Origin of the sequence: Cellvibrio sp., assembly GCF_039207905.1 — a bacterium.
Classification (GTDB): Bacteria; Pseudomonadota; Gammaproteobacteria; order Pseudomonadales; family Cellvibrionaceae; genus Cellvibrio.
Genome location: NZ_JBCECX010000022.1, coordinates 1 through 22,378 on the forward strand (window position 1 = coordinate 1; position 22,378 = coordinate 22,378).

At 48.8% G+C, this 22,378-nt stretch carries 24 protein-coding genes; 15 read left to right on the forward strand and 9 right to left on the reverse strand.

The features are described 5' to 3' along the window. A partial coding sequence (locus AAGC78_RS13970; protein ID WP_435784781.1) for a glycine--tRNA ligase subunit alpha occupies positions 1-131 on the reverse strand: 131 nt, incomplete at its 3' end. Between the two features lie 401 nt (positions 132-532). On the opposite strand from AAGC78_RS13970, the gene AAGC78_RS13975 reads away from it, so the two are divergent. The 5 genes from AAGC78_RS13975 (at position 533) to AAGC78_RS13995 (ending at position 5,725) form a co-directional block, all read left to right on the forward strand. Beyond that, positions 533-1,099 (forward strand): CBS domain-containing protein, encoded by a 567-nt coding sequence (locus AAGC78_RS13975; protein ID WP_435784708.1) that lies wholly within the window; start codon positions 533-535, stop codon positions 1,097-1,099. A 150-nt stretch (positions 1,100-1,249) separates the two neighbouring features. Further along, positions 1,250-2,134, forward strand: coding sequence for a lysophospholipid acyltransferase family protein (locus tag AAGC78_RS13980; RefSeq protein WP_435784709.1), 885 nt, complete (start codon positions 1,250-1,252; stop codon positions 2,132-2,134). Positions 2,135-2,246: 112 nt separating this feature from the next. Then, positions 2,247-3,062, forward strand: a complete 816-nt coding sequence (locus tag AAGC78_RS13985; RefSeq protein WP_435784710.1) for an ATP-dependent zinc protease family protein — start codon at positions 2,247-2,249, stop codon at positions 3,060-3,062. A 63-nt stretch (positions 3,063-3,125) separates the two neighbouring features. Continuing rightward, a complete protein-coding gene (locus AAGC78_RS13990; protein WP_435784711.1) occupies positions 3,126-4,706 on the forward strand; it encodes an inactive transglutaminase family protein in 1,581 nt (526 codons plus the stop codon). Then, positions 4,703-5,725, forward strand: coding sequence for an alpha-L-glutamate ligase-like protein (locus AAGC78_RS13995; RefSeq protein ID WP_435784712.1), 1,023 nt, complete (start codon positions 4,703-4,705; stop codon positions 5,723-5,725). The genes AAGC78_RS13990 and AAGC78_RS13995 overlap by 4 nt, the downstream gene beginning before the upstream one ends. Before the next feature lie 205 nt (positions 5,726-5,930). Here the strand turns inward: AAGC78_RS13995 and AAGC78_RS14000 are convergent, their stop codons facing one another. The 7 genes from AAGC78_RS14000 to AAGC78_RS14030 form a co-directional block, all read right to left on the reverse strand. After that, entirely contained in the window at positions 5,931-6,206 is a 276-nt protein-coding gene (locus AAGC78_RS14000) for a superinfection immunity protein (RefSeq protein ID WP_435784713.1), read from the reverse strand. 21 nt (positions 6,207-6,227) lie between these two features. Continuing rightward, positions 6,228-6,944, reverse strand: coding sequence for a LytR/AlgR family response regulator transcription factor (locus tag AAGC78_RS14005; RefSeq protein WP_435784714.1), 717 nt, complete (start codon positions 6,942-6,944; stop codon positions 6,228-6,230). Beyond that, positions 6,922-8,013 carry a sensor histidine kinase gene (locus tag AAGC78_RS14010; RefSeq protein WP_435784715.1) on the reverse strand — a complete coding sequence of 364 codons (1,092 nt, stop codon included), beginning with the start codon at positions 8,011-8,013 and terminating at the stop codon, positions 6,922-6,924. Before AAGC78_RS14010 ends, AAGC78_RS14005 begins: the two co-directional genes overlap by 23 nt. Before the next feature lie 147 nt (positions 8,014-8,160). Continuing rightward, positions 8,161-9,381, reverse strand: coding sequence for an ABC transporter permease (locus AAGC78_RS14015; protein ID WP_435784716.1), 1,221 nt, complete (start codon positions 9,379-9,381; stop codon positions 8,161-8,163). 2 nt (positions 9,382-9,383) lie between these two features. Continuing rightward, on the reverse strand, positions 9,384-10,064 hold the full coding sequence (locus tag AAGC78_RS14020) for an ABC transporter ATP-binding protein (protein WP_435784717.1): 681 nt from the start codon (positions 10,062-10,064) through the stop codon (positions 9,384-9,386). Between the two features lie 2 nt (positions 10,065-10,066). After that, complete coding sequence (locus tag AAGC78_RS14025) at positions 10,067-11,245, reverse strand: efflux RND transporter periplasmic adaptor subunit (protein ID WP_435784718.1); 1,179 nt, start codon at positions 11,243-11,245, stop codon at positions 10,067-10,069. Positions 11,246-11,284: 39 nt separating this feature from the next. Next, on the reverse strand, positions 11,285-11,995 hold the full coding sequence (locus tag AAGC78_RS14030) for a YIP1 family protein (protein ID WP_435784719.1): 711 nt from the start codon (positions 11,993-11,995) through the stop codon (positions 11,285-11,287). Between the two features lie 533 nt (positions 11,996-12,528). On the opposite strand from AAGC78_RS14030, the gene AAGC78_RS14035 reads away from it, so the two are divergent. The 10 genes from AAGC78_RS14035 to AAGC78_RS14080 all read left to right on the forward strand — a co-directional run bounded on the left by AAGC78_RS14035 (position 12,529) and on the right by AAGC78_RS14080 (position 21,284). Next, the gene (locus AAGC78_RS14035; RefSeq protein WP_435784720.1) at positions 12,529-13,542 is read left to right on the forward strand and encodes a DUF5924 family protein; all 1,014 of its coding nucleotides are present in this window, start codon (positions 12,529-12,531) and stop codon (positions 13,540-13,542) included. A gap of 75 nt (positions 13,543-13,617) precedes the next feature. Beyond that, positions 13,618-15,006, forward strand: coding sequence for a glycosyltransferase family 4 protein (locus AAGC78_RS14040; protein ID WP_435784721.1), 1,389 nt, complete (start codon positions 13,618-13,620; stop codon positions 15,004-15,006). Beyond that, on the forward strand, positions 14,993-15,862 hold the full coding sequence (locus tag AAGC78_RS14045; protein ID WP_435784722.1) for a class I SAM-dependent methyltransferase: 870 nt from the start codon (positions 14,993-14,995) through the stop codon (positions 15,860-15,862). The genes AAGC78_RS14040 and AAGC78_RS14045 overlap by 14 nt, the downstream gene beginning before the upstream one ends. Then, positions 15,859-16,944 carry a prenyltransferase gene (locus tag AAGC78_RS14050; protein WP_435784723.1) on the forward strand — a complete coding sequence of 362 codons (1,086 nt, stop codon included), beginning with the start codon at positions 15,859-15,861 and terminating at the stop codon, positions 16,942-16,944. The genes AAGC78_RS14045 and AAGC78_RS14050 overlap by 4 nt, the downstream gene beginning before the upstream one ends. Positions 16,945-16,946: 2 nt before the next feature. Further along, positions 16,947-17,672, forward strand: coding sequence for a 16S rRNA (uracil(1498)-N(3))-methyltransferase (locus tag AAGC78_RS14055; RefSeq protein ID WP_435784724.1), 726 nt, complete (start codon positions 16,947-16,949; stop codon positions 17,670-17,672). A gap of 67 nt (positions 17,673-17,739) precedes the next feature. Then, on the forward strand, positions 17,740-18,030 hold the full coding sequence (locus tag AAGC78_RS14060) for a peptidylprolyl isomerase (RefSeq protein WP_435784725.1): 291 nt from the start codon (positions 17,740-17,742) through the stop codon (positions 18,028-18,030). A gap of 39 nt (positions 18,031-18,069) precedes the next feature. Further along, positions 18,070-18,537 carry a DTW domain-containing protein gene (locus AAGC78_RS14065; RefSeq protein ID WP_435784726.1) on the forward strand — a complete coding sequence of 156 codons (468 nt, stop codon included), beginning with the start codon at positions 18,070-18,072 and terminating at the stop codon, positions 18,535-18,537. Between the two features lie 132 nt (positions 18,538-18,669). Then, positions 18,670-20,475 carry a S8/S53 family peptidase gene (locus tag AAGC78_RS14070; RefSeq protein ID WP_435784727.1) on the forward strand — a complete coding sequence of 602 codons (1,806 nt, stop codon included), beginning with the start codon at positions 18,670-18,672 and terminating at the stop codon, positions 20,473-20,475. A gap of 82 nt (positions 20,476-20,557) precedes the next feature. Continuing rightward, positions 20,558-21,004: a lysozyme inhibitor LprI family protein gene (locus AAGC78_RS14075; RefSeq protein WP_435784728.1), complete on the forward strand. Its 447-nt coding sequence runs from the start codon at positions 20,558-20,560 to the stop codon at positions 21,002-21,004. 16 nt (positions 21,005-21,020) lie between these two features. Next, complete coding sequence (locus tag AAGC78_RS14080) at positions 21,021-21,284, forward strand: hypothetical protein (protein WP_435784729.1); 264 nt, start codon at positions 21,021-21,023, stop codon at positions 21,282-21,284. A gap of 170 nt (positions 21,285-21,454) precedes the next feature. Here AAGC78_RS14080 and AAGC78_RS14085 read toward each other — a convergent pair whose 3' ends face one another. Then, entirely contained in the window at positions 21,455-22,369 is a 915-nt protein-coding gene (locus AAGC78_RS14085) for a response regulator receiver protein (RefSeq protein WP_435784730.1), read from the reverse strand. Between the last annotated feature and the right edge of the window lie 9 nt (positions 22,370-22,378).

The following is a 22,378-nucleotide window of genomic DNA, read 5'->3' on the forward strand; positions in this document are numbered from 1 at the left end:
GGGTGGAAAGTACCGGCGCCGACTTCGAGGTCGAGCGGTTGCAAAATCACGCAGCCTTGGCGCGCCCAGTAGTCTTGCAGGGCGAGAATCAAACCCTGAAAGGTGCTTACGTCATAACGTTTTTCAGACATGGCAGACCTGATTGGTAAAAGTTGGTCGAAAAGTGTGGATGATCAGAGCGAAAAGTGCGGGATTATAGCGATCTTACCGGCCTAATGGCAGCGCCAAGGCCGCATCTGTAAAAATTCGTTTGATGCCAAATCAATTTGGCGATTGCTGCTTTTTTGTGCGAATTAGCGTGCGTCAGGACACCGATGAGTAAAGACCGCGTAAACACCGAGTAAAAGCCCCGTAAAAGACCATTTTTGCGATGTTAAACGCCGAACTTGGCGCCTATTGTGAAATCACAGATGTACGAGATAAATCAGTAAAACGTCGTTTTTAGTAGTTGTATCTCAACCTACTTAATAGATGTCCCGACGTTATCTGATCATTCTCAGGTAGTGATTCATAATCCAAGTCGGGGTTTACTATGAAAAATTTAAACGTATTTGAATTGGCTCCAGCAGACCATTTGGTGCAACCGGAAGAGTTTGAAGATGTGCAGGGCAGTACGCCAGCGCTGGCCATCCTGACTGACTTTCGCCGTCACACGCCGCCGATGGTGAGCGCGCAACTTGAGGCTACTGAGGCCTTGGAAGTGATGCTGGCAGAGAATGTGAAAATCAAACTGGTTGTCGATGAGCACAAAGAATTCATCGGTGTGATCAGCTTGGATGATCTCTCGCATCACAATCTGGTGCTGAAACAAATGGCGTTGCGGATTAAATACGATGAGCTATTGGTGCGCGACCTGATGCATCCACGTGCAAGTATCAGCGCTATCGATTATGAGCAGTTCAAACACGCGACTGTAGGTGATGTGGTTTCCACCATGAAGAAGGCGCATCAGGAATACCTGTTAGTAGTGGACAAAGATGCCCACCACATCCGCGGTGTGGTCTGTGCCCGCGATATTGCTAATCGCCTGCATACGCCGGTGGAGATCGAAAAAGAGCTGACCTTTGTCGACATTTTCTTCGCGGTTAAAGGCCACTAAGCTGCCAGCTGATCGCGTCTCAATCAACACCGCCCCCAAGGCGGTGTTTTTGTTTGTGCCAATCGCTGCGTGAATTGCAGCAGGTGCATTCAGTTGGCGTGCGATTTCCGGTAAGCTGCGCGCACTTTTTTTGTTGCCCTGGCGTAATCCATGAAAGACCAATTGGCTCCCGCACTGTTTAAATCGCTGGCTCTGCTGCCGCTCGGCGTGCTGCGCGGCTTGGGTAGCCTGACGGGTGCGTTAATGTGGTCATTAAATAGCCGCGCCGCCAAGGTGACACGCAAGAATATCCAGCTTTGCTTCCCCGAATTATCCCCTGCTGAACAAATCTCCCTCGCCCGTAAAAGCCTGCGCGAAACCGCAAAAACAGCGATGGAAGCCGGTGCTATCTGGAGTAATTCCTGGGAGTGGCTGCAAGGCAATATTGTGGCGATGGAGGGCGATGAAATCCTGCGCGGGAAATTAGCGGAGGGTAAGGGCGTATTGGTGCTCGCGCCCCATCATGGCAATTGGGAAGTCGTCGCCCCTTATTTGGCGAGTGTCGCCAACCTGACGGCAATGTACCAACCGCTGGAAAATCCCAAAATGGATGAGCTGGTATTGGCCGGCCGCAGCAAGCTCAATATCACTATGGCGCCGACCAATCGCAAAGGCGTGATGATGTTGTTCAAAGCCCTGCAGAGCGGCACCATCGTCGGCATTTTGCCCGACCAGGTTCCGGCGCCTGAAGCGGGCGGTGAAATCGCGCCCTTTTTTGACCAGCCAGCGTTGACCATGACGTTGGTGCACGGATTGATCCAGCGCACGGGCTGCGCGGTTTGCTCCTGTTACGCGGAGCGGGTTGAAGGTGGTTTCAAGCTGGTGGTGATCGAGGCGGACGAGCAAATCTACAGCGAAGACCAACACACCTCTGTCACCGGATTAAACGCCAGTGTCGCGGCCTGCGTGCGGCGCGCGCCAGCCCAGTATCAGTGGGAGTACAAACGCTTTCGTCGTCTGCCTCCCGAGTACCCCAAACACTATCAATTCAAGTGATGCAGATTCGCCGTATAAATCCCGCCTTTAGGGTGTTTTAAGGGGAACCAGCGGCTACAATTAGTCCACTTGATTTTTTATAACTATTTTTCTGAAATTTCCGGTTGTTGCGATGATTAAAAAATCTGTTCTGATGGCTGGTCGCCCGGCGCGTACCTTGACTCTGGTGGCTGTGGCCGCGCTTACCCTCAGCGCCTGTACCCAGCAAAAATTACAGCAGCAGACCCAGGCGCAATTGGCAGCGGCGCAAGCCTGTATCGCCAAGCAAGAAACCCAGGGTCAGCAAGTGAGTGAACAGCAAGCCGAGATACTGCGCCAGGTTCAGCAAGTGCAACAGCAGATGGCCGCGCAGCAGCAAGTGGTAGAGGCCAAGTTGCAGGTGCTGGAAAAGCGCGAGACCAAAGTTATCTGCCCGACACCGCCGGTAGTTGCCCCCAAAGCCCAAGCCAAAGAACAACCGCAGACTGACAAACAAATCGTTGGCTTGCGCGAGCAGGCGTTGATCGCTGGTTTGAATATCGTGATGCAGGCGCGTATCAGTACCAACGTGGCTAACTCGGTGGTGGATGCGCGCAATATCCAGATGTTCGAGCGTAACGGCGAAGAGTGGGTGCGCTTCACTATCTACAATCCAGATACCAAAGAGCCCCATGTATTGGAGCGCAAGCGTCTGCGTTTCCAGACAGTGCAGTCCGCTAATCCAACGCCTGATCGCCGCCCGGTAGTGGAGATACGTTTCACCATCGGCAAACTGACCCAGCGTGGTGAGTTTATTCTGGCAGACCGCAGCGATTCCGAATTCCCCATCCTGATTGGCCGCAACCTGTTGCGCGATGTGATGTTGGTGGATGTGAGTGGCAATAACCTCGCGCCCCTGCAACGCGTCGATGAATCTTCTGCCAGCAGTTCGTCAGCGGCTAAAAAGTAGTCCTATTCCCCGAGCCGGTGTTCCCGCCGGCTTTGCAAGGCCCGCATTTAAGGAAACAAATTAATGAAAAAGCCTTCCCGCGCCCCCTTTTATACCGTTATCGGCCTGCTGATTTTGGTCGGTCTGACAACGGCCTGGATGCGCCACAGCCAGATGGAAATTCCCTTTACTCCCGGAGTGCAAAAACCGGTCTGGTTGATTGAAGCGCGGATTGATTTTGACGCGACCGGCGAACCGGTAACTGCGCGTTTGGGTTTGCCGGACGAGCCGCCCGGCTACCGCAGTTTCAGTGAGCAGGCTGCCGCACCGGGTTATGGTTATTCAGTCGTTAGCGAAAACGGTGTGCGTCGCGGTGAATGGTCCAAGCGTGAAGCCTTGGGGCCACAGACTATCTATTACAAAACCCAATTTATTGAAGTTGATCCCGGTGCTGCGGCCCATGCCCCTGCTGAAGCGCCGCAGGCAGTGCATGTCGATTGGGATGGCCCCTCACAAGAGACAGCCGCTTTGCAAGTTCTGGATACCGCCTGGGCAAAATCCAGTACCCCGCAGAGTTTGACGCGCGAGCTGATCAAACTGCTTAACTCCGATACCCTCGACCAGAACTCTGCGCTTTTGCTTTCAGCGCAAACCGACAAATCGGCGCTACTGGAAAAACTTATTAACCAGGCCGGAATTGCCGCGCGCCCGGCGCTGGGTTTGTATCTGGAAGATGCCCGTCGTCACCAGAACCTGACTCGATTGGTGCAGGTGTATGACGACGAACACTGGGTGCTGTTCAACCCCTACACCGGCGAGCAGGGTGTACCTGAAAACCTGCTGCTCTGGCACACCGGCGGTGAGTCGATTCTCGATGTGGCAGGCGGCAACCGTTCACGCGTCAGCTTCTCGATGATCCACCAAACAGTGCCAGCACTCGATCTGATCAAAGCCCAATATAAAGACAGTCTGTTCAGCGTGCTCAGCATCCAGCATCTGCCGATTGAAGAGCAGAGCATGTTCAAGCTGTTGCTGCTCCTGCCGATTGGCGCCTTGGTGGTGGTGTTTATGCGCATCATTATCGGCCTCAAAACCTCGGGCACCTTTATGCCGATCCTGATTGCCATGGCGTTTTTGCAGACCTCGCTGGTGCTGGGTGTAGTGAGTTTTGTATCGGTAGTGGCGATGGGCTTGGTACTGCGTACCTATTTATCGCGGCTAAACCTGCTACTGATCTCGCGGATTGCGACCCTCGTGGTGCTGGTAATTTTCATCATCTCCGCGCTCAGTTTGATCGGTTACCAGATGGGCTTTAACACCGGCATGACCATCACCTTCTTCCCGATGATCATCATCGCCTGGACGATTGAGCGTATGTCGATCCTGTGGGAAGAAGAGGGCCCCAAAGAAGTGATGGTGCAGGGCGGTGGCAGCTTGTTGGTAGCGGTGCTCGCCTACACGCTGATGCAGTTCTCGCTGGTCGGCCACCTGACCTTTAACTTCCCCGAACTCAATCTGGTGGCGTTGGCGCTGATCATGTTGATGGGTCAATACACCGGCTACAAACTCTCCGAATTGCGCCGCTTCCGCGCTATGGTGGATAACGCCGACGTGGGCAAGCTGGACACCAAACCCGATGAGCCAAGCAAGGGAGCCGGTGCATGAGCCAGACAACCTCTGCGGCGCCGGCAACGGCCGTAAATCCGGCAGGCGTAAAACGCTGGTGGAATTCCTGGGTTAGCCCCTGGCGCTTGAAGCGCATGGGCATCCTTGGCATGAACTGCCGCAACCATGATTTTATCGCCGCCTACAATCCGCGCAGCTTGTTCCCGCTGGTGGATAACAAGCTCAAAACCAAGCTGCTGGCGGAAGAATATGAAGTCGCCACACCCAAGTTGTTCTTTGTGGTTACCGTGCAGCACGAGATTGCCCACATCGAAGACAAACTTATGGCGCTGGATGGTTTTGCCGTTAAACCCGCAAAAGGCTCGGGCGGTAAAGGGATTCTGGTGATCATTGGCCGCCGTGGCGACAAGTTCATCAAAGCTTCGGGTGCCGAGATCACCATCGAAGATATCCGTCGCCATATGAGTAACGCCCTTGCGGGTCTTTATTCATTGGGTGGTAAACCCGATGTGGTGATCGTGGAAGACCTGATCCAGTTCGACGACTACTTCAAGGATTATTCCTACGAAGGCGTGCCCGATATCCGCATCATTATTTTCAAAGGTTATCCGGTGATGGCGATGCTGCGCCTTGCGACCCACAAGTCCGACGGCAAAGCGAATTTGCATCAGGGCGCCGTGGGGGTGGGGCTGGATATCGCCACCGGTCGCGCACTCAAAGCCGTGCAACATTCCAAGCCGGTAACCCATCACCCGGATACCAAGCGCGCGCTCAATGAAATCCAGATTGCCGATTGGCGCAACTGGTTGTTGCTCGCATCAAAATGCTACGAGATGACCGGCCTCGGCTACATAGGTACCGATCTGGTATTGGATAAAGTGCGCGGCGCGCAATTGCTTGAACTGAACGCCCGTCCGGGTCTGGCGATCCAGGTTGCCAACGGCCGCGGTTTATTGCCGCGCTTGCGTCACGTTGAATCACTTAAGGAACGCATGCATCGCACCGCTGAACAGCGGGTGGATTATGTGATGAAAACTTTTACGGCAGATGGTTTGTAATCTGCGGCATACTTAATCATTAAATTTAATCGGAGTAATTCTTATGTCTACCTCATCGATCATTGGACCTGGCCTGTTAATTGGCGTATTCGCACTTATCATCCTGACTGGCTTTGCGCTTTCAATCCTTGAAAATCGTTTGGCACCAACCCGCGAACACTAAGTGTGAACGTGGAATAAAAAAACCGGGCACTGCCCGGTTTTTTTATTCATGCTTGATATTGTCTGCCGGATTTTTCTGCGCGCGCATTTTTTCTGTCATCCTTCCGGTAACCGCCCACACAATGCAGGCGCCCCAGGCGATAAATGAAAAACCGGCCGGAATATTTGCCAGTACAATTAATTTCAAATGTTTGCGATTAAAAAACAGCGCCAGGATACTGGGGACAAACCAAACGACAAGTGTTAATGGAATCACCCATAACCAGGCGACGAGTGGTGCTTGTTGAAATTGGTTAAGTATCTGCGTCAACATATCCATTTTTATTTACTCCCGATTTTTTTAGATTCCACCAAACAGGGTGCGCAATACCTGCACTTGCCGGCGGCTCACTTCAATCGCCTGGCCATCATGCAGCATGGCCAACATACTGCCGGGTGTTAAACCCGCCTCCAACTCCTTGATTGCACTTACCCGTACAATGTCGGCGCGGCTGGCGCGAAAAAATTGTTGCGGGTCCAAACGCTGCTCGATTTTCGAAAGTGAACTGTGCAAAAAACTTTTCCCATGGCTGGTATAAACAGCGCTGTGGTTGCCAACACTTTCAAAACGATTGATTTCACTTAAGCGCACAATCCGGTTGCAATCGCCAAACTTCAGTAACAATCCGTGGGTTTCAGGTAAATAATTAATCACATCCTGATGCACAGGTTTATCGACAAGGCGGTGCAAGGTTTTGCATAACCGCTCCGGGTCAATCGGTTTTACTAAATAATCCAATGCATTTAATTCAAAGGCATCCAGCGCGTAAGAATCAAACGCGGTGCAAAAAACAAATTGCAGCTGCGGATTTAGTTGGGCGGCCAATTCCAAACCACTGGTGCCCGGCATTTGGATATCCAGGAATACCAAATCAATGGGAAGCTCCGCCAAAAATTGTTTGGCTTCATCGCTACTGGCCGCTTCTGCGCAAATCTCAATATGTGGATGCGCAGCTAACAAGCGTTTGAGTTCAGCGCGTGCCAAACGCTCGTCATCAACGATAAGTGTCTTGATCATCAACCAGCTCCATTGCCAATTCCGCCTGATACATATCTATAGTCACTTCAAACCGTCCGGGGTCTTTGCGATAAGACAATTTGTGTTTGCGCGATAACAACTGCAGCCGCTGCTGTAGGTTGGCTAACCCGGTATGAGTGCCTTGCTCAAGTGCTTCACCGTCCAACGTATTATTGACACAGAGCTGCCAGTGTTTTTTATCCAGACGCCGGCTGATAATTTCTACCTTGCCTTGTTTTTGATTGGGATTAATTCCGTGTTTGATTGCGTTTTCCACCAAGGTCAAAAGCGCGAGTGTAGGCAGCTGTTGATGCCAGAGCGAATCATCCCATTCCAATTCCAGCTGCAGGCGCTGCTCAAGACGCACCTGTTCAATTTCCAAATAGCGCAGCGCAATTTTCCATTCATCCTCCAAGGTAGAAACCGGTTTTAAATGGCTTTGCAAATGCACACGAAAGAGTTCTGACAATTGGGTTAGTGTATGCGCGGCTTTTTCCTGATCTTCAAAAATCAACGCGCGGATGCTGTTGAGTGCATTAAATAAAAAATGCGGATTCAATTGGTTGGTCAGCTGCTGTATTTGTGCTTCGCGCATCTGTCGTTGCAAGTATTTCTTGCTCACCAGCGTATGCCAAAATAAATAGCTTAGCGACCAAATGCAGTACATCAACAAAAGATTGAATGCGCCCAAAAAAATCATTCCTGGCATACCGATATTAAGCGTCAGGTTTTTTTGCGGATCATCCTGATTCTGGATATTGATATTGCTGAAATCAAAACTGCCGAACGGAGATAGCTTGTCCAGCTGCATAGCAATAACAAACATGGCTACGCCCAGTACAAATGCAAAACACATAAACTGCAGCAGGTTCCAGCCAAACTTATTTTGTGGCAGCAAATACAATTTAAGATAAGGACGGATAAAAAAATGGCAGGCAATAAAAAACAGCAGGGTATCAATAAAACCACGGGTGATCATCGCAGAGATAATCTGTTCGGACTCACTGCGGAACATGGAATGCATAGTTACTAAAAAACTTAAAAAATACAGTACCATTACTACCGACATTATCCATCGGTAACTGCGACTGCATCTGAAGCTGATATCCCAATAGGGTTTTATGGTTTGCCAGACGTTATTCACACAGGCTCCGGAATATATTCAAATAATTATTGTTAAGGTAAAAATTTAGTACATCATTCATAGCGCAGCGCATTACTCATAGCGCAGCGCATCAATCGGATCGAGATTAGCTGCTTTAGCTGCAGGGGCAATCCCGAATACCAAGCCGACCAATGCTGAAAATCCAAATGACAATGCAACTGCCCACAGGGATACATAGGCGGGTGGGAAGTCGGGAATCATCGCCGCAATACCGGCACCGGCAGCGTAACCAATTAACAGACCAACCAATCCACCCAACAAACATAGCAACAGTGATTCCAATAAAAATTGCAGCAAGATCACATGTCGCTTGGCACCTATGGCTTTGCAAATGCCAATTTCACGTGTGCGCTCTGTTACTGAAACCAGCATGATATTCATAATGCCGATACCGCCGACCAATAACGAAATACTCACAATTCCGCCCATGACCAAAGTCACGGCTGCAGTGATTTGCGATATGGAATCCCGCAGTTGCTCGGCTGACTGGATTTTAAAATCGTCATCGTCGCCTTCAATATTATGGCTCTTGCGCAACAGCTGTTGAACCTGCTCGCTCACTTTAGGCATGTCATCCAGATTTTGCACGGTGAGTTGGATTTGGATATCCAATTCTGCCGGGTTGCCATTCAAGCGCTGCATACTGTTGTAGGGTAACAGCACTATATCATCCTGCTGCAACCCCAGCATTTCACCTTTGGCCTCCGCGAGGCCAATCACTTTGAACCATTCATTATTAATTTCAATATATTCACCGACCGGATTTTCCGGTAGCGATAAACCATCGCGCACACTCACACCAATCACACATACCCGGCGACGGCTTTGGTTGTCACTGTCCGATAAAAACCGTCCCTGCTCGATAAATAATTGGTTTACTTCGCGATAGGTTTCGCTGGTGCCAATGACGCGCCCATAAGTTGAACGCGCACCCTTGCGCACTGGGCTGTTAAAACGCGATGACAGTATCGGTGTAATTGATTCGATACCGCTTACGCGCGTGCTCACCAATTGTAAATCGCGGTCGGTAATGCGCCCGAAGCGGCCGCGCAATTGGTCGTCAAACGAGGTATAGGAATAAATCGATAAACTGTTTGAACCCAAGCCTTCAAATTGTTGGTTAATGTTAAAACTCAAACCCTGCACAATAGAAACAGTCGCAATCACCGATGCTACACCGATAATAATTCCGAGCGTGGTGAGCAGGCTGCGCAAACCATGGGCTTTAATAGAAATGAGTGCGGCGCGCGAGCATTCAATAAACGTAAACACAATTAATTCCAGTATTGTTCAGAAATTTTTCCGTCTTGCATGCGCACTACGCGTCGGCAATGACGTGCGATATCCGGCTCGTGTGTCACCATCACAATGGTATTGCCCTCGCGGTGCAATTCATCAAACAATTGCATGATGTCGCGTGTGGTAGCGGAATCCAGATTGCCGGTGGGTTCATCGGCCAGTAACAGCGATGGGCGCGTCACGAGTGCGCGCGCAATAGCAACGCGCTGGCGTTGCCCGCCGGATAATTGATTGGGTAAGTGATGCATACGTTTTTCCAATCCAACTCGTTCCAAAACAATGCGAGCCGCCTGTTCGCGTGCACGCAAGGGCAGCGAGCGATAAATTAAGGGTTGCATCACATTGGCGAGTGCAGTGAGGCGCGGCAATAAATTAAAATTCTGGAAAATAAAACCTATATCGCGGTTGCGCACTTCGGCCAATTGATCCTGGTTTAAGTGCGCCACATTGTGTCCATTCAATAAATAATCGCCGCTGCCAGGTTTGTCCAATGCACCTAAAATATTCATCAGTGTGGATTTTCCTGAACCGGACGCGCCGGTGAACGCAATATATTCATTGGCCGCAATATCAAGGCTGACACCATCCAGTGCGCGTACGGTTTCCTGTCCCATCTCATAATGTTTGTAGATATCAACCAGCGAGATCAGTGACATAGTTATTTCTCCCCCTGTTTTTCTGATCCGTTTTTTGCAATTTTGATAGCATCACCATCCTGCAAATAGCGCAGCTCACGGTCAGGGCCGGTGATGATGCTATCGCCCGGGCGCAATTTCCCCTGTGCGGAAATTTCTTGCTTGCTGTCATCGGCAATACCGAGGGTAACAGCAATGCGTTCGGATTTTTGTTTGCGTGCGACAAACACAAACGCATTTTTTTCGTCGTCATAGACGATGGCCTGAATAGGCACCGCTAATTTTTTAGCGTCGTCGCCGATAAAAATTTCAGTGCGCGCCGACATTCCCGGCCAGAGCTTAACGGTGTTGTTTTCGTCAAAGCGAATTTTTACCGCAAAACTCAAACCGGTGCGGCCGGGGGCAACAGCCGCTGTTTCGGCAATAAAATCCACCTTACCGAAAACCGGTTGATTCTCTTGCGCAATTGCAATCACAGTCGCGCGCTGGCCGGGCGTGATTTGGCTAATGTCTGCTTCATCTACATAAACTTCCGCTTGCAAGCTTTCCGGGTTCGCAATTGTCATCAAACTGGAACCAGCAAAATTCATAGTGCCGGAAACGGCAGTCTCTCCCTCTTTGATTGAAAGGGTTGTCACTACGCCATCCAGCGGAGAATAAATACGGGTTTTGGTGAGATTGGTTTCTGCTTGTGCCAGCAGCGCCTGGGTTTGGATTAATTGTTGGTGGCCGGATTGCAATCTGAATTCCGCATTGGCTAATGCCAGTGTTGTTTGGTCAAAAGTTTGTTGGTCGATTAATTTTTTGACGTTCAAACTTTGCTGGCGCTGCCACTGGGCTTGCGCATTGTTGTAGTCCGCCTGCAATTGCACAATGCTCAGCTCTTGCATGCGCACCGCAGCTTGTTGCTGTTCAGTGGCGGAGCGATAGGCTTCATCGTCAATCTGCAATAACAATTGGCCTTTGGTAATCCTGTCACCTTCGGCAACAAAAATGTGTTTTACCTTGCCGATGACTTCGGTGCTCAGCTGCACTTTTTCCTGATGCTGTAAATTACCGGCAGCCAGGATCGAACTGGTAATCAATTGTTCTTGCAGTGCTTCAACTTGAACCGTTTTTTGTTCATTGCTGGTGATGGCTTTTTTTATCACCGGAATTGCAATCACAGCACCAATAATGGCTGCCAGGATAATTTTTTTCATAGCGTTGCTATCCATAACTTTTGCAGGGTTAAACATGGTTTAGGCCAGTGCAATGGCAATCCATATCCCATAAATGATGACTGAGGGCGCCAGTACGATAACGGCTGATTTCGCAATCGGTTTTTCCATCCAATAACTAAAACCCAACACCATTAATATCTGGTTCCAAATCGTAAACGGGTCCCAAGAGCTGATTGGCCCGAACAGCGGATTGTCGTGCTCCAGATGTAAAAATAAATTATTAATACTCACAGGGTTGAGTGCTTCCAATGTGAGTTGGCCATTGTCGGCAACCAATACATTCACCAGCGATGCCAATGCAGTAAACAATGTGGGCATCGCACACCAGCAGGTGAAAGAAAACCAGGATTTGAATCCAAGCTGTTCGCTATCGAGTAATTTATTTACCAGCAATAAATACACGGCGATCAAACTAAAAATCACCAGCACACCAAATAAGATTCCCACCATTGAACTGGCGCCCATCACCATCGGCGTTAAACCGCTCATGGCATTTTTCATATCAGCGCGTTCGGCGGCGGTGCTATCGCTCGCTTGGTTATTCACCATTTGATCGATCATCCACGCGAAATCCACGGTGCTAAAAAAGCACAGCATCAACACAATATTGGCGGCGAGTAATGCCAGCAGGGGAAATAAAAATCCGGGTTTGGTTTTGAGATCCCGAAATGCCACGGACGGGCTGGTGAGGATATTGATGAGTGTATTGAGTGCGGATGTTTGGCCCACGGCGATTCCCTCTGAACATAGTGGTGACGGTGACTATTCGCTGCATTCTAGGGTGGCGCCGCCGGTGCAAAACGGAACAAGTGATAAACGGCAAAAAAAGCGGTTGTGAGGAGGTTTGTAGAGCGCGAGTGGAATTTGCGCTGGATCAAATCCGGGGGGATTTGGCGCGATGCGCCCGGCGTTGTTTGATAAGGATCAAACCGCCAACACCCCAAGGCGCGCAATCTACATCTGACGGCATCGATAACCGGTGCGCTAAAGTAGATGGAGATATAGCTATGGTCATTTCAGGCATTATCGCGACTGTATCCTTGGTCGGAGTATTGGTGCTGTTGTTTGTCGGCGGCTTGGCATTAGCCGCGGTCGATAAACACTTTGACGCCGGGCGCGAGCACTGAGTTTTACCGGCTGTCATAAACCCGTATTTATGCGGTAAAACAGACACAAGTATTTCCCGCCAGCGATTAATCTGCATAATCTGATCACTGCCGCGCGCAGGTGATTGTTTATGACGGGAACTACGATGGCCGGAAATGTTTAAGACTTTATCGCTGTGGGTGCCGCGCATAGTGGCGCTGACCGAGCGTTTTCCCTGGGCGATGCCGCTGTTCGGTTTTGTCTCGGGGCTGGCGAGTTTTTTTCTGGTCGAACGCAAGGAAGAAATCGCGCAGATAATCGCAATTCTGATGTTGGCGAGTTGGTGCTGGCTGATATTGGAAAAAGTGTTGCGTCGCTATGTGGTCAACCGTTTCGGTTGGGAATTGCCGCCGCCGCTGCTGAATTATTTTGCGCAGCTGGTGCATCAGGAAAGCCTGTTTTTTATTATCCCGTTTTTTGTTATCACCACCTCGTGGAATAGCGGGCAGACATTATTTACCGGCATGCTGTTATCCGCAGCAGCCATATCCATTATCGACCCGCTGTACTTCCGTTGGCTCGCACCGCGCCGCTGGCTGTACTTCACCTTCCACGGCGTCACCCTGTTTGCGGTACTGCTCACGGCACTGCCGATTATCTTTCAATTACCTACCGCAAAAAGTTACGCCTGGTCACTGGGCATTGCGCTCGCAATCACCTTGCCGAGTGTGGCCGGTGAATTGCCCTGGCGCTGGTGGCAAAGAGGCAGCGCCGTTATTTTGCTCGCCGCGTCCGTAACCCTCGTCGCTTTTGTGGCGCGCCCTTGGGTTCCGCCCGCCACCCTCTGGTTAACCGAAGTGGCGATCACCGACCATATCGATAGCGACAAGCGCTCACCCGATAACGAACTGTCGGTAGTCAGCGCGCAGCAACTGCGTAACGGCGTGTTTGCCTACACCTCGATCCACGCTCCGCGCGGTTTGAACGAGCGCATTTATCATGTGTGGCAATTGAACGGCCAGCAGATCGACAAGGTGGCGCTGGATATCAACGGCGGCCGCGAAGCGGGATATCGCGCCTGGTCGCACAAGGTCAATTTCCCCGAGAACGCCGTTGGCCGCTGGCAGATCCGCGTAGTGACGGAAGCGAACCAGGTGATCGGTGTGTTGCGTTTCCGCGTGGTTGAGTAATCCAGACCGGGATTCGTTACCTGTAAATCGTCGCTATGCCTATAATGCGCAGATCCAACAAGGTAAGCCCGTTCCATGTCTTATTTGCCCGTTACCTACAAAACCAGTCTCACCGCGGCTGAAGCCGATAGCCCGCAGGCCGATGCCGGCGCAACGGCACAAAACGCAGGCAAATTGCGCATCGCCTTGCTCGGTTACCGCAGTCATCCCCATGTGGGTGGGCAGGGCATTTATCTCCATTATCTGAGTAAATCCTTGGTGGAGTTGGGTCACAGCGTTGATGTAATTTCCGGCCCGCCTTATCCCGAACTTGATCCGCGCGTGCAATTAATCCAACTGCCGAGTCTCGATCTATACACGCACCCGAATCCAACCCGTGCACTGCGCCCCAAGCATTTTTTATCGCTCGCTGATTTTTACGAATGGTGGAGTAAATTGAGCGGCGCATTTGGTGAGCCTTACAGTTTTGGCCGACGGTTGAATCATTATTTTCGCCAACATAAACCGCATTACGATATCGTCCACGACAACCAAAGCCTCTGTTACGGTTTGCTCGATTTGCAAAAACGTGGTGTGAATGTCATAGCAACAGTGCATCACCCTATTACACAAGACCGCGATCTCGCGCTCGCTGCAGCAACGCAAAAAGGCCAGCGCTGGTTGATCAGACGCTGGTACAGCTTTTTGGCGATGCAAAAAAATGTGGTACAACATCTCAAACACATCATCACCGTATCGCAGCAATCGCAGCAGGATATAGTCGCTGCTTTTGATCGCCCGGCAGAAAAAATCCAGGTAATTCCCAATGGTGTTGATGCGAGTATTTTTAAACCGCTCGCTCATATCCAGCGCATTCCATACCGGTTAATTACTACCGCCTCATCTGACCAACCCTTAAAAGGCCTGAGCATTTTATTGCGCGCCATCGCGCAGCTACGTGGTGAATTTCCACAGCTGCAATTAGTGGTGATCGGAAAATTGAAAGAGCAGGGTGATACTGAAAAAGAATTGCAGTCGCTGGATTTGCAAGAACTGGTGCAATTTAAATCCGGCATCAGCAATGAACAATTGGTAGAAGAATATGCACAAGCGAGCATCGCCATAGTGCCTTCGCTGTACGAGGGTTTTGGATTGCCCGCAGCAGAGGCAATGGCTTGCGGTGTGCCGCTAATTTGCAGTGATGGCGGCGCCTTACCTGAAGTAGTCGGCAATGCTGCGCGACTGGTGCGTGCCGGTAATGTTGATGAGCTGCAAATTGCATTGCGCGAATTATTAGCGAGCGATGAACCGCGCAAGCAATTGGGCATACAGGGGCGCGAACATATCCTGCAGCAACTCAGTTGGGATTGCGTGGGTAAAAAAATGGAACATTTTTACTATCAAGTATTAGGTCGTGCGCCAATTCGAGAGCAAGCAGAAGATAATCAAATTATGTGCGAGCAGATATCTAATGCTCACTATTAATTTTCGCGATTTTCCGCTCACCACTGGCGACCGTGTATTGGACTTGGGCTGCGGCGAAGGCCGCCATGTAATCAATGTGTATCTGCACGGTGATGTAACGGCAGTTGGTGTGGATTTAAGCTATCGCGATTTGCTCACCAGCCGCGAACGCTTTTTACCTTTTGCGCAAACTGTTGCGGATAAACAATTTTATCTGCAACAGGCCGACGCAACCCGTTTACCTTTTGCGGATCACAGCTTCGATAAAATCATTTGCAGTGAAGTGCTGGAGCATATTGAAAATTACCAAGGTGTATTAGCCGAGATCGAACGCATATTAAAACCGGGTGGATTATTGGCAATCACAGTACCGCGCGCTTGGCCAGAAAAAATTTGCTGGTGGTTAAGCCATGAATACCATCAGGTAGAAGGCGGGCATATCCGGATTTTTGATGGCAAAAAATTACGCCGCGAAATTGAGCGTGGCAATTTTATATTTTATAAACGCCATTGGGCCCACGCATTGCACTCACCCTTTTGGTGGATGAAATGCCTGTGGTGGAAAACGCAAGACCAGAATCCATTAATCAAAGCCTACCATCGTTTATTGGTGTGGGATCTAATGGAAAAACCCTGGCTAACCCAAACTTTGGAGAAATGTTTGAATCCGTTATTGGGAAAAAGTGTGGTGATGTATTTTGAAAAAACTGAACCCCCCCTAACCCCCCCTTCAAAAGGGGGGGGAATTAACACGCTTCCCCCCTTAGTAGTGGAGGGGACTAATATTTCGCCCCAATGGAATGATCATGTGCGGACTAAAACTCCTCCCCTTTTTGAAGGGGGAGGTAGGGAGGGGGTTGTGGGTGGTAATTTATGAAAAACTTACTTCTCTCAAAAGGATTCTTTCCCGAAAGCCTACTGCGCCCAACCATCAATTATATTTTGCAAACGCAATTACCGAATGGTTGTATTCCTTGGTTCGTCAATGGCAAAGCAGATCCCTGGGATCATATTGAAGCGGCGATGGGGTTGACCATTGGTGGTGAATTGGCCGCTGCGCGTCGCGCTTATGCATGGTTGGTGCAAGAGCAATTGGATGATGGCAGTTGGTGGGCCAATTATCTCGATGACCAACCGGTAGATAAAAATCATCGCGAGACTAATTTTATTGCCTATATCGCAACTGGCGTTTGGCATTATTATTTGGTAACGGGCGATGTGGGATTCCTGCGCGAATTTTTTCCGCCCGTTAAAAAAGCAATCGACTTTGTGTTGCACTATCAATCTCCCACCGGTGAAATTTATTGGGCCGTTGCCGAAGACGGTAGCGCAAAAAAAGATGCACTAGTCACCGCATCAAACTCGATTTATAAAAGCCTAGAGTGTGCAATTTTAATTGCGGAAACTCTCGGTGAGAGTTGTGGTGAAAATTGGCGCGCTCGCTACACCCGATTAGGCAATACCTTGCGTCATCACCCTGAATGTTTTGATCGTACTTGGGAGCCGAAAACACGTTTCTCAATGGATTGGTTTTATCCCATCCTCACCGGTATAGCGCAAGGTAAAGCCGCGCAGCAACGGATTGATTCCAAGTGGGCAACATTTGTTGAAAGTAATATCGGCTGCCGCTGTGTGAGTGATGAGCCTTGGGTGACTGTTGCAGAATCCTGCGAATTAACGCTGGCACTATTAGCGGCAGGTGAGCACGCAAAAGCCGTTAATTTATTCAGCTGGTTGCACCAGTTTATGGATGAAGACGGCGGCTATTGGACCGGCTACAATTTTCGCGACCAGGTTATCTGGCCGCGCGAAAAAACCACCTGGACAGCAGGCGCCATTTTATTAGCCGCAGATGCACTCACCGAACACACCGGCGCTGCAAAATTATTTTTACAACCGACGTTAGATAACCTGGATCAATCGCTTCCGGCGACGACTGAAATATCTTTAAGTGAATAACTATGCGAATCCCAAGAATTTTCACTGAACAACGTTTACAAACCGGTGAACTGGCTGAGCTGGAAGAGTCCGCCTCGCATCACTTGAGCAAAGTGCTGCGCATGCAAGCCGGTCGCGAACTGATTTTATTTAACGGCAAAGGCGGTGAATTTGCGGCAACTATTCACGAAGTCAGTAAAAAGCATGTGACTGTCAGTGTCGCGACGCATACTGCTGATAATCGCGAATCACCACTGGTATTGGAATTGGCGATTGGTATTTCGCGCGGCGAACGCTTTGAGTGGGTATTACAAAAAGCCACCGAGCTTGGCGTCACCAAAATTACGCCGCTGATTACCGAGCGCACCGAAGTGAAAGTAGGTGGCGACCGGCAGGAGAAAATGTTGGACCGCTGGCAACAAATCCTCGTCAGCGCCTGCGAACAATGTCAACGCAATTTGCTACCGGAATTATCCGCACCCATCCACATTTCGGATTGGCTAAACACCGTTAATTCCGAGTTCCGCTTCGTCCTTCATCACCGCGATAGCAAAACTCTGCCTGCCGACCAAAAGCCAAACAGCGTCAGCTTACTAATTGGCCCCGAAGGTGGCCTGAGTGAAACTGAGATCACACTGGCACAAGAGAAAAACTTCAACGCCCTAACCCTCGGCCCAAGAGTATTGCGCACAGAAACTGCGCCAGTCGCAGCGATTAGTTTGGTGCAGTATTTGTGGGGTGATTTTTAGTACGTTCGGGATTCAATATTCACAAGCCTGATTACCCAATGCTCTTAACTAGAAGAAATTCCAGACTATGAATTCAAAAAGACAATCGGCCTCGGCGAGGCATATTTTGGTAAAAACGAAAGAAGAGGCGGAGAAGATCAAGCAGCTTATCGCTAAGGGTTCCGACTTTGGTGCTATGGCAAAAAAGTATTCGAGCTGTAGTTCGGCTAAAAGAGGTGGCAATCTGGGCGAGTTTAGTCCGGGTCAAATGGTAAAGGCATTCGATAATGTGGTCTTTAAGTTGCCGACCAATGTGGTTCATGGCCCGATCAAAACGCAATTTGGTTTTCATTTGATTGAAACAATCTACCGCACCTGACTGTGCGTTGTATTGGCGTGAAGGCTAAATACATTTCCAATGAAAATATTTCTACTCACTCATGAACGGGAGTTGTCGCGCGCATCCAATACGGGGGCATTAGCGGCGAGTCTTGTGCCGGAAATAGTTGAGCGAGTTGTTTGGCAAAGAAGCGCACCCAGTGAAACCATACTGGACGCGATTAGAAGTGAAAAAACCGTATTACTTTATCCTCTGGAAGATGACGCTACCGAAGCTGCTCCAATCGCGGACTTTGACAATATCATTTTATTGGATGCGACTTGGCAGGAGGCACGTAAAATATTCAATCGCAGTGCCTACCTCAAAGACCTGCCTAGAGCACAGATTCAACCGCAACAGAGTTCTCAATACCAACTGAGGCGCAATCAGCTTGATGGTGGATTGTGCACTGCAGAGTGTGTAGTCGAAATATTAAGACTAAAAAAGTGTAGCGATATTGCTGATCGTTTAGATGCAGCATTCACCCTTTTTAATTCAAGTATGTAACTGCAAATATCTCCGCAATTTGAGTTGGTTGGTATCCCATCAAACATATAAAGTCATAAAAACCGCGTATGTTGGCACTATCAGTAGTGTTAACAGCGTGCTTTGGCAAGGCTTGAGGTGAGGATGGGATTAATGCGGGTATTAGGTAAGTTGTGTTTGTGGGGCAGTCAAATTGTTCTATTGCCTTTGTGCTTTGCTGTTCAGGCACAGGCCGACTCTCTGCGCATTGATCACCTTGAGCGCTGCGGTGATTTTTTAGTGCAGGCGGAGCAGGAGTTTTGCGTCAGTACCCAAGGTAAGTTGGTTGATAAGGAATTGCGGGTTTTGTTGGGTGGGAAAGTTTTATCGTCCGACACGATTAAGCGCAGTGGTGGGATTTTACGGATTAAGGTTTCCACGGCGGATTACCAAAGTGCGCCGCTGTGGTTGGAGCAGGGGCAGGAGAAAAGTAATCCGGTTTGGTTGAGCTTAAAAGGTAGTCATGTTGTTGCAGCGAATAAAAAAGAAGTTGCAAAAAATATGGATGGATTGACGACTTATGTCGATCTGGTGAGTGTGATTATCGAAGAAAATTATGACGGCATTACCGAGGCGCGCCGTCTGGCTAAAAAATATAACGCAAAAATTGTCGGCCTGATTCCTCCTTTAAATACTTATCAACTGCGCTTGCCTGCGCGCAACCTTATTGAGCGCGATGCAATTGTGTTGCGTCTTGGCAGCGAGATAGGTGTTGATGCTGTTATTACCGAAGAGTCAGGTGCAGAAAAAGAAATCGAAGGTGAAACAGGCAGCGTAAATTATTTGGGTGACGGATCTGTCAGCGAGGACTCAATTAATAAAGGCGAGTGGGCATCGAATCGTTTTCTCAATGCGGTCGATTTTTATTTGCGCCGCATCCCCGCCAAAGCACAACCTATTGCAACCCAGCCAATAAAAATTGGTGTTATCGAACGCGATGTGGATTTTGATTCGCCCGACTTTGCTGATTATCGCGGTGATTGTCGTCGCGATAGCAAACGTATTTGTCTCTACGCGCGCGATGCGCAAAAACCGGAATCCCACGGCTCTACTGTTGCCGGTATTTTTGCGGCGGCTTGGAATAACGGCGGCAACTCCGGTTTTCTGCGCGGCTTGGATAAAGCCGGGCCGGGTTTTGATGTAATTGTGGATCGCAATTCCGATGCGGGCATTACCGCGAATATCGCTGCGTCGGTGAATCTGGTTGAGGACGGTGTGCGTGTACTCAATTGGAGTTGGGGCATACATCGTGTGGGCGCAAAAAATGTGGATGGCAAGGATGTGGATTCGCTGGTGCGATCCGGTCTTGCGATGAGTGGTTATGAAGAATTGCTGGAAGAGTTTTTTCTCTGGCTACGCATGAAACATCCTGATGTGATTGTGATTAATTCCGCCGGTAATGGAGCGTCATTTTCCGGCCTTGATGAATATCGGTTGCCGTCGTCATTTGTAACGGAACAATTATTGGTGGTGGGCGGCCACGAGCGCAGTAATAAAAAAGACGCGCAGGTGAAAGATCCTGATTATGTGGTGAAACGCGGCGCATCCAATATTGATATGCGCGTAGATATTACCGCCGCCGCTTGTGTTCACAGCTCGGTTTTAAAAGTGAATGCAGAAGGTGAAAAGCATTGCGGTACTTCTTATGCAACGCCGTTGGTTGCCGGTTTGGTTGCGGCGATGCTTTCGATCAATCCGCAATTGGAACCGGAGCAATTGCGCATCTTATTGCGCCGCAGTGCGATGACGATTGGCGAAGAATCTGATTTTGAACCCACCGATGCGGACGATCTCACTTCACCGATTTTACCGTCCGAAAGAAATAACGAACTCAACCACCCGGATGTTGGCCGCTCCGCACGCTTGGATATGCACAAAGCACTTGACCTTACGGTGCAAAGTTTAAAGCGGGTACGTTAAAGCAGTGTGTGCGGAATTTTCCAAAACGGGTTAGTGTCAAACATATGCTAAAAACAATTGATAACTGATAGGGAGAAATAAGATGCAGAAACTTCACCAATCATGGCTGGCAATTGTAATACTGGTTTTATTCAGCAATTTAACCTTCGCGATTGATAACCCCGATGCGCCGGATTTTATCGCAGAATTTGAAGTGCGCGAAAAGCCGTTAATCGCCGCAATCGAAAAACCGACCAACACCACTGGCGACTATGCTGTCTTCTACGCAAGCTACCTGAAGTTTTTAGACAAAGAACTTAACACCGTCTACAAAACCCTGCGCACTAAACTCCCGGCCGATAAACAAAAACAACTCAAAGCATCCCAAGTCAGTTGGATAAAATACCGCGATCTTGAATTCATGTTCATTGATAGTACCTGGAACAACAAAGATTTCGGCACTTCATCCGGTATTTCACGCGGGCAATATAAAGCGAGTGTTGTACGCGATAGAGTGATTCAGCTAATGCATTACGCAAAAACCTTTTAACAGCGAGGGAATTGATATGTCAGATAACAATCTTCAATTTGAATACGAAGGCCTACACGTAAGTGTGAACTACAATCCATCGACTAACAGTGTGACACGCACCGTCACCGAGTCCGGCACTCAAATCCATCACGATGAATTAACGTTTGATAAATCGCTGGTTGGAAACTTTGAAGTGATGAGTGCAGAAGAACAAGCAAAAATAGCAACTGCTTGGGGTGCGGCGGGGATTAAATCAAGAATTGAAGATGGCCGACTTGGCTCAACTAAAAGCGCCTAGTGTGTTTTCCAAGATAGTAGGCTGCAACTATGCAGCCTACTCCAAGCATGATCATTAAGAATCCGTCCACAAATCCAGCACGAAACACAGCTTTAATAATAATCACCGTTCCGATTACATAAAGCCATAATTCAAATTGCTTCATTTGAGAAGTTTATGCCTGTAGCATTTCAATACCAGCCATAATAGCCATTTAGCAATCCTGAGATGATGTTTCCAGCCACACCAAGGTTAATCTGCCATGTGCCATCAACAGCTTTTCCAATCATTTTTTTGAACCATGAGTTCACTGCTGGGCCATAACTCTTGCTAGAAAAATCTACTTTTTCGGCATCATTATCAATAGCCAATTTGAGCTCACTAATATCATCATCTACAACACCGTGTTTCTTTAGTTCTTTTTCTAACTCAGAAAAATTGTTAAGAACTTTCGAATTTACTACATGCTGGGTATTTTGATTTCCCACTAAAATGGTGGTGTTATCACCGAACATCGCGCTATTGAACATTGATGCTGAGTCAACATTGTTAGCTTTGTTTTTTACTTGTTCGTCAGTCATTTCTTCTCCAAATTCACTACTTAACTCTAAAAGAAAATCTAATAATCGAGAGCGCACCTCAGTAAGTATTTGAATAATTCCGGTTACAGAGATTTGGCACCATGCTTTTTGAATACGATAATTATTTGATAATCCTTTATTTAGTAAAGGTATCCACTCCATTGGCAGCGGGCGCTCTAAAGAGTCAGATCCAGAATTTGCAAACTCTTCTAAAACAGCAAGAGATTGGCTTAGCTCAAATGTTTCTAATGATTCCCGAATATCGTCATCCAGATGTGCCAGAGGAATAGGATGTGCATTCACCTGATAGGCCATATTCGAAGCATTAACCAACACTTGAGAAGGTAGTATGCGGTAAGGTGGAATATCATCACTATTTTGATAGCCATTCAACTCATTATTAACCCATCCAACAAGTGATTTTTGCTCAATTTTATACAAAAGTACTTTCGTCTTAATCAGAGCATTTGTGAGATTTGGCTTTTCTGAACTTAGTATTGCTATGATTTCATTTATAAGTTTCATTGCTCTAAA

Bases quoted from the DNA above. Each gene is read 5' to 3' on its own strand.
- AAGC78_RS14035 (WP_435784720.1), top strand. From the start codon at position 12,529: ATGTTTAAGACTTTATCGCTGTGGGTGCCGCGCATAGTGGCGCTGACC.
- AAGC78_RS14025 (WP_435784718.1), bottom strand. From the start codon at position 11,245: ATGAAAAAAATTATCCTGGCAGCCATTATTGGTGCTGTGATTGCAATT.
- AAGC78_RS14070 (WP_435784727.1), top strand. From the start codon at position 18,670: ATGCGGGTATTAGGTAAGTTGTGTTTGTGGGGCAGTCAAATTGTTCTA.
- AAGC78_RS13975 (WP_435784708.1), top strand. From the start codon at position 533: ATGAAAAATTTAAACGTATTTGAATTGGCTCCAGCAGACCATTTGGTG.
- AAGC78_RS14000 (WP_435784713.1), bottom strand. From the start codon at position 6,206: ATGGATATGTTGACGCAGATACTTAACCAATTTCAACAAGCACCACTC.
- AAGC78_RS14075 (WP_435784728.1), top strand. From the start codon at position 20,558: ATGCAGAAACTTCACCAATCATGGCTGGCAATTGTAATACTGGTTTTA.
- AAGC78_RS13985 (WP_435784710.1), top strand. From the start codon at position 2,247: ATGATTAAAAAATCTGTTCTGATGGCTGGTCGCCCGGCGCGTACCTTG.
- AAGC78_RS14050 (WP_435784723.1), top strand. From the start codon at position 15,859: ATGAAAAACTTACTTCTCTCAAAAGGATTCTTTCCCGAAAGCCTACTG.
- AAGC78_RS14085 (WP_435784730.1), bottom strand. From the start codon at position 22,369: ATGAAACTTATAAATGAAATCATAGCAATACTAAGTTCAGAAAAGCCA.
- AAGC78_RS14040 (WP_435784721.1), top strand. From the start codon at position 13,618: ATGTCTTATTTGCCCGTTACCTACAAAACCAGTCTCACCGCGGCTGAA.
- AAGC78_RS14010 (WP_435784715.1), bottom strand. From the start codon at position 8,013: ATGTCGGTAGTAATGGTACTGTATTTTTTAAGTTTTTTAGTAACTATG.
- AAGC78_RS13980 (WP_435784709.1), top strand. From the start codon at position 1,250: ATGAAAGACCAATTGGCTCCCGCACTGTTTAAATCGCTGGCTCTGCTG.
- AAGC78_RS13995 (WP_435784712.1), top strand. From the start codon at position 4,703: ATGAGCCAGACAACCTCTGCGGCGCCGGCAACGGCCGTAAATCCGGCA.
- AAGC78_RS14045 (WP_435784722.1), top strand. From the start codon at position 14,993: ATGCTCACTATTAATTTTCGCGATTTTCCGCTCACCACTGGCGACCGT.
- AAGC78_RS14005 (WP_435784714.1), bottom strand. From the start codon at position 6,944: ATGATCAAGACACTTATCGTTGATGACGAGCGTTTGGCACGCGCTGAA.
- AAGC78_RS14080 (WP_435784729.1), top strand. From the start codon at position 21,021: ATGTCAGATAACAATCTTCAATTTGAATACGAAGGCCTACACGTAAGT.
- AAGC78_RS14055 (WP_435784724.1), top strand. From the start codon at position 16,947: ATGCGAATCCCAAGAATTTTCACTGAACAACGTTTACAAACCGGTGAA.
- AAGC78_RS14020 (WP_435784717.1), bottom strand. From the start codon at position 10,064: ATGTCACTGATCTCGCTGGTTGATATCTACAAACATTATGAGATGGGA.
- AAGC78_RS13990 (WP_435784711.1), top strand. From the start codon at position 3,126: ATGAAAAAGCCTTCCCGCGCCCCCTTTTATACCGTTATCGGCCTGCTG.
- AAGC78_RS14065 (WP_435784726.1), top strand. From the start codon at position 18,070: ATGAAAATATTTCTACTCACTCATGAACGGGAGTTGTCGCGCGCATCC.
- AAGC78_RS14060 (WP_435784725.1), top strand. From the start codon at position 17,740: ATGAATTCAAAAAGACAATCGGCCTCGGCGAGGCATATTTTGGTAAAA.